14 protein-coding genes and 3 pseudogenes are annotated in these 16215 nt (G+C 63.6%); 10 read left to right on the forward strand and 7 right to left on the reverse strand.

Annotated elements, in window-relative coordinates:
* Entirely contained in the window at window positions 1-1782 is a 1782-nt protein-coding gene (locus ACS5Q0_RS23910) for a sulfatase-like hydrolase/transferase (RefSeq protein WP_473129153.1), read from the reverse strand.
* Between the two features lie 336 nt (window positions 1783-2118).
* Between ACS5Q0_RS23910 and ACS5Q0_RS23915 the strand changes: the two genes are divergently transcribed.
* The 3 genes from ACS5Q0_RS23915 to ACS5Q0_RS23925 all read left to right on the forward strand — a co-directional run bounded on the left by ACS5Q0_RS23915 (window position 2119) and on the right by ACS5Q0_RS23925 (window position 5469).
* Window positions 2119-3348, forward strand: a complete 1230-nt coding sequence (locus tag ACS5Q0_RS23915; RefSeq protein ID WP_473129154.1) for a metal-dependent hydrolase family protein — start codon at window positions 2119-2121, stop codon at window positions 3346-3348.
* A 118-nt stretch (window positions 3349-3466) separates the two neighbouring features.
* A complete protein-coding gene (locus ACS5Q0_RS23920; protein ID WP_473129155.1) occupies window positions 3467-4747 on the forward strand; it encodes a M20 family metallopeptidase in 1281 nt (426 codons plus the stop codon).
* Window positions 4748-4800: 53 nt separating this feature from the next.
* On the forward strand, window positions 4801-5469 hold the full coding sequence (locus ACS5Q0_RS23925) for a trimeric intracellular cation channel family protein (RefSeq protein ID WP_473129156.1): 669 nt from the start codon (window positions 4801-4803) through the stop codon (window positions 5467-5469).
* Window positions 5470-5601: 132 nt separating this feature from the next.
* On the opposite strand, the gene ACS5Q0_RS23930 is transcribed toward ACS5Q0_RS23925, so the two are convergent.
* A complete protein-coding gene (locus ACS5Q0_RS23930; protein ID WP_473129157.1) occupies window positions 5602-5733 on the reverse strand; it encodes a hypothetical protein in 132 nt (43 codons plus the stop codon).
* 6 nt (window positions 5734-5739) lie between these two features.
* On the opposite strand from ACS5Q0_RS23930, the gene ACS5Q0_RS23935 reads away from it, so the two are divergent.
* Window positions 5740-6213 carry a hypothetical protein gene (locus ACS5Q0_RS23935; RefSeq protein ID WP_473129158.1) on the forward strand — a complete coding sequence of 158 codons (474 nt, stop codon included), beginning with the start codon at window positions 5740-5742 and terminating at the stop codon, window positions 6211-6213.
* 380 nt (window positions 6214-6593) lie between these two features.
* Here the strand turns inward: ACS5Q0_RS23935 and ACS5Q0_RS23940 are convergent.
* Window positions 6594-7848, reverse strand: a pseudogene (locus ACS5Q0_RS23940) (sulfatase-like hydrolase/transferase).
* Between the two features lie 33 nt (window positions 7849-7881).
* Window positions 7882-7971 (reverse strand): annotated as a pseudogene (locus tag ACS5Q0_RS23945) (aquaporin Z); the annotation flags it as partial.
* Between the two features lie 269 nt (window positions 7972-8240).
* Between ACS5Q0_RS23945 and ACS5Q0_RS23950 the strand changes: the two are divergent.
* The 5 genes from ACS5Q0_RS23950 (at window position 8241) to ACS5Q0_RS23970 (ending at window position 14616) form a co-directional block, all read left to right on the forward strand.
* On the forward strand, window positions 8241-10475 hold the full coding sequence (locus tag ACS5Q0_RS23950; protein WP_473129159.1) for an ATP-binding protein: 2235 nt from the start codon (window positions 8241-8243) through the stop codon (window positions 10473-10475).
* The gene (locus tag ACS5Q0_RS23955; RefSeq protein WP_473129160.1) at window positions 10441-11046 is read left to right on the forward strand and encodes a response regulator transcription factor; all 606 of its coding nucleotides are present in this window, start codon (window positions 10441-10443) and stop codon (window positions 11044-11046) included. Before ACS5Q0_RS23950 ends, ACS5Q0_RS23955 begins: the two co-directional genes overlap by 35 nt.
* Before the next feature lie 1643 nt (window positions 11047-12689).
* Window positions 12690-13091: a hypothetical protein gene (locus tag ACS5Q0_RS23960; RefSeq protein ID WP_473129161.1), complete on the forward strand. Its 402-nt coding sequence runs from the start codon at window positions 12690-12692 to the stop codon at window positions 13089-13091.
* Window positions 13092-13585: 494 nt separating this feature from the next.
* On the forward strand, window positions 13586-14260 hold the full coding sequence (locus ACS5Q0_RS23965; RefSeq protein WP_473129162.1) for an AraC family transcriptional regulator: 675 nt from the start codon (window positions 13586-13588) through the stop codon (window positions 14258-14260).
* Window positions 14261-14301: 41 nt separating this feature from the next.
* Window positions 14302-14616 (forward strand): helix-turn-helix domain-containing protein, encoded by a 315-nt coding sequence (locus ACS5Q0_RS23970; protein ID WP_473129163.1) that lies wholly within the window; start codon window positions 14302-14304, stop codon window positions 14614-14616.
* A gap of 42 nt (window positions 14617-14658) precedes the next feature.
* Here ACS5Q0_RS23970 and ACS5Q0_RS23975 read toward each other — a convergent pair.
* From ACS5Q0_RS23975 to ACS5Q0_RS23985, 3 genes and pseudogenes are all read right to left on the reverse strand, one after another.
* Window positions 14659-14943: pseudogene (locus ACS5Q0_RS23975) on the reverse strand (IS3 family transposase); the annotation flags it as partial.
* A 77-nt stretch (window positions 14944-15020) separates the two neighbouring features.
* Window positions 15021-15503: a hypothetical protein gene (locus ACS5Q0_RS23980; protein ID WP_473129164.1), complete on the reverse strand. Its 483-nt coding sequence runs from the start codon at window positions 15501-15503 to the stop codon at window positions 15021-15023.
* A gap of 48 nt (window positions 15504-15551) precedes the next feature.
* Window positions 15552-15830 carry a PepSY domain-containing protein gene (locus ACS5Q0_RS23985; protein ID WP_473129165.1) on the reverse strand — a complete coding sequence of 93 codons (279 nt, stop codon included), beginning with the start codon at window positions 15828-15830 and terminating at the stop codon, window positions 15552-15554.
* Window positions 15831-15961: 131 nt separating this feature from the next.
* On the opposite strand from ACS5Q0_RS23985, the gene ACS5Q0_RS23990 reads away from it, so the two are divergent.
* On the forward strand, window positions 15962-16141 hold the full coding sequence (locus ACS5Q0_RS23990) for a hypothetical protein (protein ID WP_473129166.1): 180 nt from the start codon (window positions 15962-15964) through the stop codon (window positions 16139-16141).
* The last annotated feature ends 74 nt before the right edge of the window (window positions 16142-16215 follow it).

The raw sequence follows: 16215 nt of genomic DNA on the forward strand, positions 1-16215 counted from the left end.
CTAACGGTATTTTAGCTGGCGTGTGCCGAACAGGTCGAGGCTGAACGGCGCTCGGTCCTCGCCGATTTCGCGGCTCACCAGCGCATGCAGCTTTGCCAACATGCGCTCCACCAATGCCCGGTCATGGCCGGGGTGGTCCGGATGCGCCAGATTTTGCATCTCGCCAGGATCGTTCACCAAATCGTACAAGGCCACGTCGCTGTGTGCGTACAGTTCGTCGAAGGTGGACGGGTTTCCGTACTCTTCCGGGCTGAACCAGCGCACCAACTTGTATTGACCATCCACCACAGCACGGAAGAACGTGCGCTTGCTGAAGTCGGGCGCGCCGAACTTCTGTCCGACTTCCCGCAACGTTTGCTCCGCCTTCTCCCGGGCCAGCTCGGGATTGCCGGAGGGGCTGCTCGTAAAGCTGGCGGTCGCCTTGAGTGCCCCGGTAGCCACCCAGTCATTGTCGAGCGAATTCAGCCCGTCCCAGCACACGAGCGCCCCGTCGCTGGGTGCGTTGGCGCTGCCGCGCGGCCCGGCTGTGTCCGGATCGAACACCGGAGCCAGGAGGCTGCGCCCCTTCAGGTGCGGATAGCGCTCCTGAACGTCGGCATCGCTGAGCCCAGCGAAGGCCAGCAGAGTCGGCGCAAGGTCGAGGTGAGATCCCACCGCCGCGGTGCGACGTCCGCGAGGGCCTTTGGGGGCGCACACCGTCAGGTTCACAATGGCGGCCTCGTCGAAGGCCGTGCCACCCTTCTGGGTGGTGCGGTGCGCACCGTTCATCTCGCCGTGGTCTTCGATGAGGATCACCACGGTATCCTGCCAAAGGTTCAAAGCGTCCACTGCATCGAGCACCCGCGTGAATTGCGCGTCCGCCAGGCGCGTGCAGTTGATCAGGTAGTTGCGATGCCTGAGCCAGAGGTCGCGGCGAGCGTCTGGGATGCGCCCGTAGTTCAGGTCGACGTTGTCTTTGTACGACCGCGCACCGAAAGGCTGGAGTCGGTAGTCGTCCGCGAAATTGGCCGGCAGAGCAACGTCCCATTGCTGCTGGAACCAGCCTAACCGCTGCACGCTGGACTGATGACCGGCCACCATGCCGTTGGGGTTGGGCGCCTGGACCGGGTCCGTGCGCAGATACATGATGTCATGCGGGTTGACGAGACTGCAGACCAGAAGCCACGGCCGGTCGAGTTCCGGCGCCTTGTGCTCCAGCCAGTCGATCACCTCGAACGCAACCGTGTCGTCGAGTTTCTCTCCCTGCAGGGTCGAACCGAACATGTCGCCCCATTGCTGAAAATCGGAAAAGCCGTAGGACTCGAGTGCGTCCTCGCCGGCAGGCACATCCGACAGGTGCCACTTGCCCTTGAAGGCGGTGTGGTAGCCCTGGTCGCGCAGCATGTGCCCGATTGTCGGGATTTCGCGCGACAATTCACCGATCCAGGCGAAGTTGGTGTTGTCCCACAGACCGGTATGCTTGGCGTGCACGCCGGTCCACATGGTCGCCCGCGACGGCGTACACATCGGAGCGGTGCAGTACTGCCGGTCAAAGCTCACCCCCTGCCCTTCGAGGCGGCGCATCGCGGGGAACTGGACCGCGTTCGGCACCTGCATGTGGGTCTGCCACTGGTCCATGCACAGGATCAGGATGTTGGGTTTCGACTGGCGCCCGGCTGTGCCGGTGCCCGCCCTGTGCGGCCCTGGCGTGGCCGTGGTCTGGGGCGAAGCGTGGGACGCGAGGGATGCGGCGCCTGCCATTCCCACGAGCACACTGCGTCGGTCGATCGTGCGTTCCACCATGAGACCCATCCCCGCTCGTACTGTCGCCCTCACCGCGGCCGAGAATGCCGCTGCGGCGGTTGCAAAAGCCATCAATACGCTGACAGATACCAGAGGCGTGCTCGCAGTCCTCCGGCTGGGCCGGTCCGTCCTGGTGGCCTGCCTCTCTGATGGAAAAAGACCTGTTCAGCGGTCAACGTCAGGGCTAGTCGGTTTGTTCGATGGCCACCGCGTTGTTCCTATGCAACGACGAGCGAATGAGGGCCAGAGCGCAGCGTGGGGTCGATGACCGGCGCAGACGGGAACCGATGAAAGCGTCGGCGCGTTGGCAGCGATCATTGCTCGCGGAGGCGATCGATGGCCATGATGGTGCTGATCTGCGGCAAGGTCTTCGACGGCCTTAGTGACACGCTCCATGGACCCACCGAGATCCTGATCGAGGACGACACCACCATCGAGGTTTCCGAGTCGGTTGGGCGACCAGAGGGGGCGCCAGTCATCGATCTCGGCAACCGAACGGTCGCTCCAGGCTTCATTGACACCCACGTGCACCTCTGCCTAGACGGTCTCAACCTCAAACAGCAGACGCTGCAGTGCTCCGCAGTCAAGGCGCTCGATGGCTTGCATCACGCCCAGCAATACATGCGCTACGGTTTCACCACTCTGCGGGATATGGGGACCCTAGACCCGGATTGGCCGACCATCAACCTGCGTGACGCTCTGGAGTCGGGCCGGGTCCACGGCCCACGTTTAGTCGTGGCCGCGCATATGATCAGCGCAACCGGCGGGCACGCGGACGCACAGGGCATGTTCCCATGCCGCTGCCGACTGGGTCTGTCGAGGGTCGCCGACTCGCCTGGCAAGATCCGCGAGCTCGTCCGCATGGAGCATGCATTCGGCGGCGACTGGATCAAGACCATGAATACCGGCGGCTACATGAGCTTCGGCGACGATCCGGCCAAGGTCACGTGGTTCGAGGACGAGATGCAGTGCCTCGCGCGGACGGCCGAGCAGCTCGATCTGCCCCTGGCCGTCCATACGGGTGCCGCGGAAGGGTGCAAGCAGGCCCTGCGGGCTGGGGCGCGCAGCGTGGAGCATTGCTACCTGATCGACGATGAGGGCATTGCCATGGCCGAACAGGCCGGGGCGTTTCTCGTGCCCACCATGCAGATGACGCGCGAGGACAAGGAGCTGCTGCACGCCGGGACGCTGCCCCAGCAGGCGGTATGGAAGTTCCGCCGCGACGTGGATGCGATCGAGGCGGCGCAACAACGCATTGCCCGCAGCGCAGTGAAGGTCGCCTATGGTACGGACTGCGGGATGTTCCCGTTCAGCCACGGCATCCTCGAATTTCAGGCGATGGTGGCCGCCGGGCTGTCGTCGGCCCGCGCGCTGAAGGCGGCCACCAGCGTCGCCGCCGAGCTTCTGCAACGCGACGAGCTGGGGATCCTCGCGCCGGGCAAGAAAGCGGACATTGTCGCCATGCCGGGCGACCCGCTGGTCGACATCTCAGTGACGACGAAGGTGGACTTCGTGATGAAAGCAGGCCGCGTGTATCGCCACGGGTCCTACGACGTCCTGCAATGAGCGTCGGCGCTGAACATGACGCAATCGAGTTACGTGAGGACGTCCCGCTGGTGCTGCCCGCTGGTACTGTTCGGGCCACCGTCCGACACTGGCGATGGATTATCGGCAGGAGGTCATGATGCCTGAACACACCGCTCCGAAAGGCGCATCCGCAGTTCTGGCGGACATGGGCAAGTTGCTGCCCGATCTGGAGACACTCTACAAGGACATCCATTCCCATCCCGAACTGTCGATGCAGGAGACCCGGACGGCAGGCATTGCCGCCGATCGGCTCAAGAAGGCTGGCTTTGAAGTCACGACCGGCGTCGGCAAGACCGGGGTCGTGGGCCTGCTCCGCAATGGCGACGGACCCACGGTGATGCTGCGCGCTGACATGGATGCGCTTCCGATCGCCGAGAACACAGGCCTCCCCTATGCCAGCAAGGTCACGGCGACGGACGCCGAGGGAAAGACCGTGCCGGTCGGGCATATGTGCGGCCACGACATGCATGTCACCTGGCTGGTCGGCGCGGCGACCTTGCTGTCGCAGGGGCGCCATGCCTGGAAGGGCACGCTGATGGCCGTCTTCCAGCCGGGAGAGGAAACTGCGCAAGGCGCGCAGGCGATGATCGACGACGGCCTGCTCCAACGCTTCCCCACGCCGGAAGTCGTGCTTGGCCAGCACGTGATGGTCGGTCCCGCCGGTTTCGTTGCTGGAAGCTCAGGCCCGATCACCTCGGCGGCGGACAGTCTACAGATCCGCCTGTTCGGGCGCGGTGCGCATGGATCGATGCCGCAGGCCAGCATCGATCCTGTCGTCATGGCCGCATCCGTCGTTCTACGGCTCCAGACCATCGTGTCCCGCGAGGTCGCCGCCACCGAGGCGGCGGTGGTGACCATCGGCGTTCTGCAGGCCGGCACGAAGGAAAACGTCATTCCCGACGACGCGACCATCAAGCTCAACGTGCGGACGTTCGACACCGGCGTACGCAAGCGAGTGCTCAAGGCGATCGAGCGGATCGTCAATGCCGAGGCCGAAGCCTCGGGCGCTCTGCGCAAGCCGGAGATCACGCCGCTCGACCGCTACCCGCTGAACGTGAACGACGAGACGGCCAGCAACCGTATCGCCGAAGCCTTTCGCGGCTACTTTTCGCCCGAGCGGGTAAAGCATACCGGTCCCGCGCCGGCGAGCGAGGATTTCGGCTGCTTTGGCACCGCATGGCAGGTGCCATCGGTGTTCTGGTTCGTCGGCGGCACCGATCCGGCAACCTATGCGAAGGCCAAGGCTGAGGGCAAACTGAACGACCTGCCGGTCAATCACAGTCCGCAATTCGCGCCGGTGCTGCATCCGACCCTGGAAACGGGTGTTGAGGCGCTGGTCGTCGGTGCGTTGGCTTGGCTCGGTGCGGACGGAAGTTGAAGGATTTGGGTCAAAGATGGCTGTGTCCTCTGGGTTTTCGCTAACGGACAGGCATGATCACCATTGACGTCTTCGTGCGCATTCTCGACCTTGCCGGCACCTTCGTCTTCGCGACCAGCGGGGCGGTTGCGGCGATCAACCGCCGCCTTGATCTTTTCGGCATCTTGGTCCTGTCCTTCGTTGCCGGGAACTTCGGTGGAATTACCCGCGACGTGCTGATCGGCGCAGTGCCGCCGGCGGCACTCACGGACGGGTACTATCTGCTGGTTTCGATCCTGGCTGGACTGATCACCTTTATCTGGTATGCCGGCGTCGACAAACTTCGCAGCCCCGTCCTGCTGTTCGATGCGATCGGCCTGTCGCTCTTTGCGGTCACAGGCGCTCAAAGGGCAATTCAATTTGGACTGAACCCGATCATGGCCGCCCTTCTGGGCATGCTGAGCGGGATCGGCGGCGGCATGACGCGCGATGTTCTCCTCGCCGAAATTCCGCAGGTGCTGCGTTCGGACATCTACGCGGTCGCGGCCCTTGCCGGTGCCTCCGTTGTCGTGGTTGGGGATAGGCTCGGCGTCCCTTATGGTGTCTCGGCCGGTACCGGAGCAGCATTGTGTTTTGGTCTGCGCTTCATGGCCATCGGGCATGGCTGGCATCTGCCGGTGGCCCGACTTTCCGCCCGGAAGCGCGCCGAAGCAGCCGCTTCGGACGACGAGGAGGCGCCCTGAACCGCTGTGCCATAGATAAGCGCGTGTTACGGCGCTCACGGATGTCTTCAAAACATTATGCACTCTTCAGTAAGACGCCGGTGCATGGGCGTTGAACTTGACCGGAAGACAGAGGCACGTTTGAGATAAGGGTCAGCGGCGATCGGCAGTTTTGCCTTTGGGTACCGTGATCAGGATCGAAACGATTGCGGCGACCAACATCACCAGATTTGCCAACAGCGCAAAGAACACCGCCTCGCGCGCGACAAGGTGCGGGGCGGGCATATCGACGTGAACGGCCTCGACATCATCGAGGCCGACGCGCGGGGCGAGAGCGAACGACCACACGGCTACGGCGTCGATGTCCTCCAGGGCGCCTTCACCCTGTGGAACATGCAGCCTGAGGCCGACGTGGTCGTCAGCGCGGACCTCGTCAGCCTCTCGGCTGGCCGCAGCGGCGCGCCGGTTCTGGGCTCCGGTATTTTCGTGAGCGGTGGTGGTGACAAGGGCAGCCGGCTGGTCGTGCGCCGCGGTATTGAGACATTTGGCGGGACTGGTCCGTCGCTGGTCAAGGGGAAGGTGGCGACGCTGTCCGCGATCGGCCTGAGCATCAAGCCGGGCGGCTCGGCACGCGAGATCGAGATCATCGGCGGCATTAAGACCCACGGACCCGGTGTGGCTCCAATCGAGCAGCATGGCGCAATTGAGTCCTTGCGCATTTCAGGAGGCATGACTGCGGCGGGCGGCGGCTTTGAGGAGATCTGATGAGCAGGACTCGAGCCGCAACGGATAAAGATTGATGACCACTTCATGCGCTGTTTGGTTCTGCAATTCCGGTAAGCCCATCCGAGGAACCGAATAAAGCTGCAAAGCGGCGAACTCGGAATACCGCATCGGGACAGTCTGACGTGAGACAGTATCGAAACATTCGAAGCAGACATGCGCTAAGATACCGAGAGTGCCAGCATCCAACCTTAGAGGTTAGGCGTAAGTAGGCATCACGGCGCCGAGAGGGACCTCTCCGCGGGTCTAGTGTTGGAGCGGGCCTCCCGCCTGACATTAAGGCAGGTGCGCCTATCTCCGCCGCTGATGAGCGGGTTTGCAGGCCGCACCTTGCGGCCTCCTGGACTGTCGCATATCATCGGCTACTTGTCGCCTGCTCCCCGGGTGACTGCTTCCATGACCCGATCAAGGTTGAAGCTCCCGGGCTTCTGGCGCGGCGGGAACTCACGGAAGCTCTGCAACCATTGCCCGACATAGGCTCCCGCCGGCGCAATCAGGAACATGCGATCCATGTACCATTGCTGATAGCCCATCGCATTCTCCTCCTCGGCGCGTTCGAACGGATCCATGCGGAGATTGGTCAGCATGGGAGCCCGCAGCTCCTCGAACGGCTGCTGCCATACCCGGAGCCCCTCCGCGTTCTGCTTCAGGAACGTCACCTTCCAGTTGTTGTAGCGCAGCGCCGCCACGGAACCGTCGTCCGTCCAGTACAGGAACTCCTTGCGCGGCCAAGCGGTCTCGCCCTTGAGAGCCGGCAGCAAGTCGTAGCCGTCGAGATGCACCTTGTATGTCCTGTCGCCGATCTTCTTGCCTTGCAGCAGTTCGGATTTCACGTTCGGAGCACCGGCCGCGTCCAGCAGGGTCGTCAGCATGTCCTCATGGCAGGCGATCTCGTTGTTGATGGTGCCCGGCTTGATCACGCCCGGCCAGCGGATGGCCATCGGAACCCGGTATCCCCCCTCCCACTGCGTGTTCTTTTCGCCCCGGAACATCGTCGTGCCGCCGTCGGGCCAGGTAAACGTCTCGGCGCCGTTGTCGGTCGAGTACATCACGATCGTATTGTCCTCGATTCCAAGCTGCTTCAGCTTGTCGAGCAACTGCCCCACCATGGCGTCATGCTCGGTCATGCCGTCGGCATAGACACCAAGGCCGGTCCTGCCTTGAGACTCGGGCTTGAGGTGCGTGAAGACGTGCATCCGGGTGGAATTCCACCACAGGAAGAAGGGCTTGTCCTCCTGCACGGCTTTTCGGCGACTGGCCAGTGATGAAGGCGGCGCGTCCGGCAGTGCAACTTTGCTGACCGTACCAGTCGGTGAATAGGGCGCCCTCGCGGGCGATGCGGTCGATGTTGGGCGTCCGATAACCCATCATTCCCATGTTGTAGGCGCTGACGTTGAACTGGCCGATGTCGTCACCCCAGATCGCGAGAATGTTGGGCGGACGCTGCGCCCGCGCCGTCTGCTGCGTCGGCTCTGGTGTGGTAGAGGTCTGGGCAAAGCCTGGATTCGCAGCACCGAGAAACAGCACCGCCGTGGTGGCCCACAGCGATGCGGAAAGCGTGGATGTTCTAATCATGTCGTTCCTCGGCTCATGGGCGCCGGCGCACCTCGCCGGCATTTGGGCAAACGGCAGCGTGAACTCGCCTTCATCTCATTCGGCCGGGGTGACGCCGGTCACCTCGGCTGCGGGCTCCTCGCTGAGCCAGCGGTAGAGGATTCCGCCCAAGCCCCCACCAAGCAGGACAGGCTTATCGAAAGCCTAGGCAGAACACGTCGCAACGGCCTCAGACTAGACGGAGGCTTTCCAAACGCGAGTTGACAAATCTCAAGCAGATCCGCCGCGGGCCCCTGGCCGGTCGCAGCCGGGTATTGGCTGGAAAGTACGGGATCGCAAACCGATCCGAACCTCGGGGAACTACCAGCTCGGACGACTACCAGGGTATCCCGATCAGCGAAGGGGCCGTAAGGTAGGAGCTGTCACTTGACAGGGGCAATGTGGGTGATGGCCCTGTGAGCAAACTGATCAGTCTCAGAACGAGACGGCCCGGGAACAGGACCGCTGCCGAGCCGGGGCCGCGCTCGCCCACCGTCCTGGCCCCGCTTGTCGCGGCCGTCCTGGTGCCGCTCAGCATCCTGATCGTCGGAGCCTGGCTCGCCTGGGGCCAGGCTTGGCGGCAGGCGGAGGCAGAGCTGTCCCGCACCGCCGATGCCGCGGCCGAATACGCGGCTCACCTGCTGGATGCGCACCTGCTGCTGGCCGACCGCGTCGACGATCTTCTCCGTGGCTTGACGGACGAGGAGGTCCGCGCGCGCGAGGGTGAGTTGCATGCGGTCTTACAGCGCATGGCGGCGGAGCGGCCATGGCTCCTGACCCTCTACGCCATCGACGCCGACGGTCGCCCCCTCGTCAGCGCCAACGTGTTCCCGGTGCCACGTGATGCGGATCTTCGCGATCGCGACTTCTTTCAGGCCTTGCGCAACCAAGCGACGCCCAATCTGTATGTCAGCAAGATCCACGTCGGCCGCTTCGATGGGCAACTCTTCTTCAGCATCGCCGAGCGCCGCGCTCAGGCCGCGGATGCTGGCGCGCAACCCACGCCAGGGCAGGACCTCGCCGACCCGTTTCACGGCGTCGTGCTGGCCTCCCTGCGCCCGAACGAGCTGGCGGCAGGGCTGCGCCGGCTCTCCGGCCACGCGGAGGATACGGTGGCTTTGGTCCGCACGGACGGCGAGCTCCTCGCGCGCAGCTCCGGCTTCGATCGTCCGCCCTCGCCCCTGTCGACCGGAAGTCCCATGCTGCCGGTCATGACAGCAGGCTTAGAGCGTGCCGTGGTGCATGGCCGCTCCACCGTGGACGGCGTGGAGCGCGTCGCGGCGTTCCGGCGGGTCGAGAGCTGGCCCGTCTATGCCTCTGCGGCGCGTGCCCGCACGGGGATCGTGGCTCAGTGGCGCAGGACAGTGGCGGTGCAACTGGGGTTTGGCGTGCCGGCCATCCTGGGCCTCATCCTGCTGGTCGGCGCCACCTATCGGCGGTCGCGGGAGGTCGCCGAGGCGCGGGAGTCGCTCCGTGTCGAGGCCACACGGCGCAGTGCGGCGGAGGCGTTGCACGAGAGCCAGGAGCGGCTCCGACTGGCGCAGGAGGCGGGCGGCGTCGGCACCTGGGACTGGGACGCCGTACGCGGCGTCGCCACCTGTTCGGAAGCGTATTGCCGGCTTTATGGTCTGGATCCCAAGGGACCTGGCCACCAGAGCGCGGAGGAGTGGCTAGCCCAGGTCCATCCAGACGACCGGGATCGCGCGCAGCGGATAAGAGCCGCCACCATGGCATCCGGGCAACTGGAGAACGAGTACCGCATCGTGCGGCCCGACGGCTCGATGCGCTGGGTTGTCGACCGAGGACTGCCCATCTACGATGCGGACGGTCGGCTGGTCCGCCTCCTTGGTGCGAATGTCGATATCACCGAGTCCCGGGAGGCCCACGAGCGCCTGCGCGAGTTGCAGGCGCAGGTGCTGCATGCCACCCGCCTCAGCGCCATGGGCCAGATGGCGGCGGCTCTGGCGCACGAGCTCAACCAGCCGCTCGGTGCGGCGGCGAACTTCGTGAACGCCGCGCGCATGACCCTGCGCGCGGGCACTCCCGATGCACCAGAGCGTGCGCTGGCACGGCTGGAGAAGGCAGCCGAGCAGACCGTGAGGGCCGGCGCGATCCTGCGGCGGCTGCGCGACTTCGTCACCCGTGGCGAGACCGACAAGCGCGTGGTCCATACCCGTCGCCTGGTCGAGGATGCCGTGGCGCTTGCGCTTGTGGGCAAGCGGGATCCGGAGCTGCGGATGCGGCTCGACTTCGATTCATCCGATCCGTTGATCCTGGCGGACAGTGTTCAGATCCAGCAGGTGGTGTTCAATCTCGTGCGGAATGCGCTTGAGGCCATGGGCGGGCAACCCGCGCGTGAGCTCGTCGTGACCACCAAGGCCGTCGGCGATGCCGAGGTGGAGATTTCGGTGGCCGATTCCGGGCCGGGGCTTCCCCAGGATCCCGAGGTCCTGTTCACGCCGTTCATGAGCTCGAAGCCCACTGGCCTGGGGATTGGGCTCTCGATCTGCCGGACAATCGTCGAAGCCCATGGCGGCCACCTTCGGGCCGAGCCTCGCCCCGGCGGGGGCGCCGTGTTCCGTTTCACCATGCCAGCCGCACAAAGGGAGGCGACCGATGACGAGCGGGCGCACCATTCACGTGGTGGATGACGACGAGGCCATGCGGGACTCGCTCATGGCCCTCCTGGAAGATGCGGGATACGAGGCCCGCACCTATGCCTCGGCCGAGGACGTGCTGGCGCGCACCCCGCTCGAACCGGGCTGCGTGGTGAGCGATATCCGCATGCCGGGAATGGATGGCCTGGCCCTGCTCAAGAAGCTGCGGGCGGAGGGAGACGGGCTGCCGCTGATCCTAATCACGGGCCACGGGGATATCCCCTTGGCGGTTGCGGCCATGAAGGCGGGCGCGGTGGACTTCCTGGAGAAGCCGTTCGAGGCCGAGGCGCTCCTTGCAGCTATCGAAGGTGGACTGAGACAGCAGGCCCACCCATCCTCACAGGGAGCGGACGTCGAGGCGGCTGCCCGTTCGCTGGCGATGCTGACCTCGCGCGAGCGCGAGGTGCTCCAGCGGCTGGTTGCGGGCGAGTCCAACAAGGAGGTCGCGCGGAAGCTCGGGGTCAGCCATCGCACGGTCGAGTTCCACCGGGCCCATATCCTGGAGAAGACCGGCGCCAAGGGCCTGCCGGACCTCGTCCGCCTCTGGCTTGCCGCCTCGACCTGAGAGCCACCATGGTCTCCGCCAAGGGCCGATCCAAAGACTATGTCCCTAAACTTGCTCTCGGATGGGATCAGGGTCTTCCTCTGCGGCCCGTGAAATCCCACACGCTGCTCGGAAGCTCGTATTCTTACGAGTTTTTTCTTTTGTCAGCACGCCCGATATACAGTTTGCAGAGGCCATCCCCGCACCTCTTGCCCCGGACCTCTTGCCGAGCCTCGGCAAACTCAGCCCCGTCCGGAAGTTCTATGACGGGGCTGACCTTTTCAGAATAATTCAAAGAACACAGCGGCGTGCGTGAGCCTCTCCTGGCGACAGGTGTCGACCTCGCCATTGCTGCCCTGAGCCGCACTGTTGCGCACCCGAAGTCCGACTGCACCACCTGAACTCAGGCAGGACGCAAACGGATGCGTGCTCTGGCCGATCCGTGCAACACGGCCGCAGCGCGAGCCTGATCTCGAGTACTCCGAAACTGTCTGTAGGATGAAAGCTCTTGGTATCCGTGCTTGTTCGGACCTGCGCGCATCTTGCGCTGACGCGCGGGACCTTCGGGTACGTCGAACATGTGAGAGAGGGCCCAGGCGAGGTCAGCCTCGCACTGGTTTATGACCTGCAAGCGAGCGATTTCAGCGTACATCCGTTCGATTGGCCGTCCGGCCTGATCAGTCGTCATCTCATACCCCGAAGCTAGCTTGCTGCTTGTCTGATTGAGCCAGGAAAGAACGGCCATATGCTGCCAACAGGGCGATCGGAACGCAGATATATCGTGCATATTTCATGCGAGGCAGCAATAATTTCGAATTGTCTCATGTATTCAATTGGCCCAACTATCCTCATGGCCATTGTCCTTCTACCGCTATTAGTCGCAATCCCAATCCACGGTGTGCGAGATACTTAAATCAACACTTGTTGAAGTTTTGATACGGCACGGCAGGAAAATAAGAAACTCGTACGACTACGAGTTCCAGGTGAGGGCGTGGTCCTTCGCTCAGGGCTGCGAGAGGAAACGGCACAACCGAGCGATCACCTCAAGACGCCCCAAGACCCTCATCGGGTTGCGCGATAGGATCCCTCGAACCTTGCGTGATCATTCCGCCGAGCCAGGCCCCTTACGTCAGCAAGCAGCTTGATCCGGTATATAGATCGGTAGCGGCCTCTCTGAGGGTGCGGCGCTCCGCCAGGCTCGAAGCGTGGAGGCGCGGGCGGCCGAGGTCTTCGCGTCAGAAAGCGGATCGGGTCTATCAGCAGGTGTGCCACCATCCACAATCACCGAGCATTCTCCAGATTGTCCCTGCAAATGTGTGCCGATCCTATCGGCAACGAACATTGCACGCCGAAACACACCGGGATTGCCCATCGGAATGCCCGGATAAGGGCAAACCTTCACATCCTGACCACTCAACGACTGTCGGCTTTCGAGTCCTGGTGCGAGCCAACCACTTATGTCTTGGATCTGCCACGCCGGACTACGATGATCGTCGTCACCAGCCGGTCGGGTGTGCATCTTTAGGGACGCGGGCGGCTTCTTGAGGGGCGCATCCGGGATAGCGCCGACCTTATACCTCGTAGCGCCCCGAGTAGTTGTCACATCCGACCTTTGCTAATTCTGCCACCGTGTTGAAGATCAACGCGACACGTGAGCAATGACCATGTCCGACAAGTCTCGTCAGCCTTATCGCATGTACTCGTCGAGCCTTGATTCCGTGATGCGAGAGGTTCTCCATATGCTGGGCGATATCGATTTTCTGCACGCAGTCGAGTTGAACAGCGTTGAAATGAGCATCCGTGACGAGGGGCTGAAGAGCGATATCAAGGAAAAGCTCAATGTCGCGCATTGCGAGAAGCGCCAGCCCTACGTGGACCTCGTGAATAGGCTGCGGGCACAACAGTATCGCCAGTCCTTCGCAGCGTGGCCCCGCAAACAGCAGAATAATCGCTGTACCATCTGCCCCCTTATGCCGCTTCGTTCGAATTACGCCGCGACAGGCGTTCGACTGGAAATTTTCATTTCGATCCTTCAGCCTGTATATTCAAGAAGCGGCATATCCTGATCGCCAGAAGTGTCGAGCCGGTCGGACGCAATCTCTGTCGGGACGTGCCTGCCTTTGACAGTGAGGACCGGGCCGAGGGCCTGCCGGGCCTTGTGGGCCTCTGGCTCGCCGCAACCTGAGCGCCGACCTGTTCCCTGCACTGCGCAGGGCCAAACCGTTCAAGCCTCGTATTCGCACGAGTTCCCTCTTCCCGTGGATCTGCCAGAATCCATTTTGCAGAGGCATCTCCCCGCATCCCTTGCAGCCTTTGTAAACTCGGTCCCGTCCGCCGCTTTCCGGATGGGGCCGATCTTTACAAAAACTCGGACGTGAGTGGAGGGCCTTCCGACATGGCGCAGCCCGACGCATCCGGTGCTGTGCTCAACCATACTGATCAATACTGATATGGGAAGAGCGCGGACATGGCCCGAGCAGACCTTATCCATCTCGACGGAGCACGGTTCAGCCCGAGGCCTTTGCCTCGGATGTTGTCGACCGGGATCATTCGGGTCGGAGTGACCAGGGAGATCGTACCGCTCCTGCGCGAGTTCGGGGCCGATCCAAACGAGGTGATCCGCGAGGCCGGGCTTGACCCGACTCATTTCGACAGTGAACGGGCGTCGAATTCATCGGCCTATGACATCAACGATGAGAGGAACCTGATCCCCTATAGCACCCTCGGCCGCTTGTTGGCGTGCTGCGTTGCGCGTACGCGCTGCCCGCACTTCGGTCTGTCGGTTGGCCAGCGGGCCACAATCGATTCCCTCGGACTGGTGGGACGCCTGATACAGCATGCGGAGACAATGGGCGACGCCCTGCGTACCCTGGTCTCGTACTTGGGCAGCCAGAGCCGGGGCGCGGTGCCGTCGCTGAATATTGAGGGTGATGCGACCGTATTCAGGTACCTGACCTATGAGCCAGGTCTTCAGGGAGTAGACCAGATTGCGGACGGAGTGGCTGCCTGCATGGTCAACATAATCCGTGCCCTGTGCGGATCTGGCTGGAACCCCACGGAGGTGCTTCTACCTCGGGGCGCTCCCGCGGATCGGGAGGTGTACCGCCGCCACTTCCGTGCGCCGGTGCGGTTTGATCAAGAGGCTGCCTACATTGTGTTCCCGGTCAATGACTTGGAACTGCGGATTACCGGGGCCGATCCCGAGCGCTTCTGGAGGAGCGCCTCGCCGCCCTGACGCGTGTCCCATCGTCGGAGTTGGCGGACGACATCCGGCGGATGCTGCGAACCCGGCTGGCGAGCACCCGTTGTACGGCGGATCGGATCGCCGGGTCGCTGGCGATGCACCGGCGCACCCTGAGCAGGCGTCTGAACCGCGAAGGCGCCGGCTTTCGAGCCCTGACGAACGAGGTCCGGTTCGAGGCTGCCTGCCATCTGCTGAGTGACACCGGGATCCCTCTCAGCCAGATCGCGGCGGCGCTGGGCTACTCGGAGGCCAGCGCCTTCACCCGCGCCTTCCGGCGCTGGTCGGGCCAGCCACCAACCGCGTGGCGCACTGGATATCGCCCTGGCGGAAGGGCGCTGGCGGCCTGAGAAGGCGAGAACTGATCTTCCCCCGATTATGTGGACACCGGGTTACCTCGCTGTCCGCTCGGCTTGCTCGGGCGTGAGATACCCGAGGGCTGAGTGAATGCGCTGCCGATTGTAGTAGCCCTCGGTATAGCCGAACGGATCCCGCCGCGCCCCTTCGCGGGTCGCCCAACTCCGCTGATGAACCAACTCTACCTTCAAGGAATGGAAGAACGATTCCATCGGAGCATTGTCGTAGCAGCAACCCGTCCGGCTCATTGACGCCTTCGCCTTTATCAGAGCCAGTTGTTGAGCATAGGCCTCGGCCGCGTATTGGCTGGCCCTGCCACTTCCTGTCGTTGATTGGAGTCAACCTGCGACAACGGTCCTGTGTTTGGTCGCGAGCTCCGCTGGCGGCTTACCCGTTCTCACTGACCCAGTGGCTTCCAGCCCGGGTGGTCGAAGTGGTCTCCATAGGCGTTCAGCGCCTGAACGATAGCCACCGCACCTTGATCCTGGCCGCCTTCCCGCGCCAAGGCGTTGACGCCATCGAGGAGCTGAGTCAGCACCAGATGGAGTTGGAGGTCGGCCTCCTCCGGCAGCCTGCAGTTCGCCACCACGGTGTCGACCTGCTCCTGCGCCCAGTCGCCGAGCGTTGATAGGTCGGCCGCGCTGTAACGTCGCGATTGGATCAACGGCAGAGAGGCGTCTATCACCTCTCGGATCTGGCTCATCCCCGCGCGCAGGGCCTCGTCGGTCTGCCATTTCTGGCCGTTGTTGAGGGTCAGCTCCACAGCGGACGCGCTGTGGCTCTCGTGCCCCTGCGGGGCGGCCACGAGGACCGTCCCGGAAAAGCTAGCCGTCAGGCCGACCGCGGCCATAACGCTGGCGAGGGATCTGATCGTGAACATGACTGGCTCTCCTGACTCTTCGTTCTGTGGTGTCGTTTGGATTGCCGCTCAGCGAAGGCGGGCCTGGACGAGCTCGCCTGTGGCCTGGGTGTAGACCGCCTTGATCGGAAAGCCGCTGTCGTTCATGGCCCGAATCTCGTAGCAGCCATCCTCGGCCTTGATCCGGTCCACGCGGTAGCCGAGCTCTTCCAGCCCGTTGCTCACTTCGCTTGCCGCGACGATCCGGCCGTCAGCGCTGCGGGTGCAGCGGCTGTCCGAGCCATCAGCCAGGACTGGGGTCGCAAGGCCTGCCGCGAGAAAGGCCGTCGTCATGATGATCGTGCGCATATCGGTCTCCTGTGGTCCCGATCCGAACGGCGTGCCCGGATCGATGAGGGTGACATTAGCGGCGTGCCACTTTCGGCCTCCTGTTGATCCATGTCAGCGGATTGTCAGGTGCCCGGAAGCATTCTCGCCTCATGAGCAAGACCCGCTGCGACCTGATCATCCTCGGCCTCGCCGCAGCCCTGCTGCCGTCCGCAGCCCTGGCAGATCGCGAGCGCGACTACGATCAGGCTCGCCGTGCCGTCGAACGCGGCGAGGCGCTCGCCCTAGTCCTTTGCCACAGGGGAGCTGCGGGATGGTTCGAGGGGGTGTAAACTGAGCGGATCTGAGGGAGGGCTCTCCCATGCTCAAGCGCTATCTTGTCGATCTCACCCGCCGCGAGCGCACT

Source organism: Microvirga sp. HS2 (assembly GCF_055792805.1).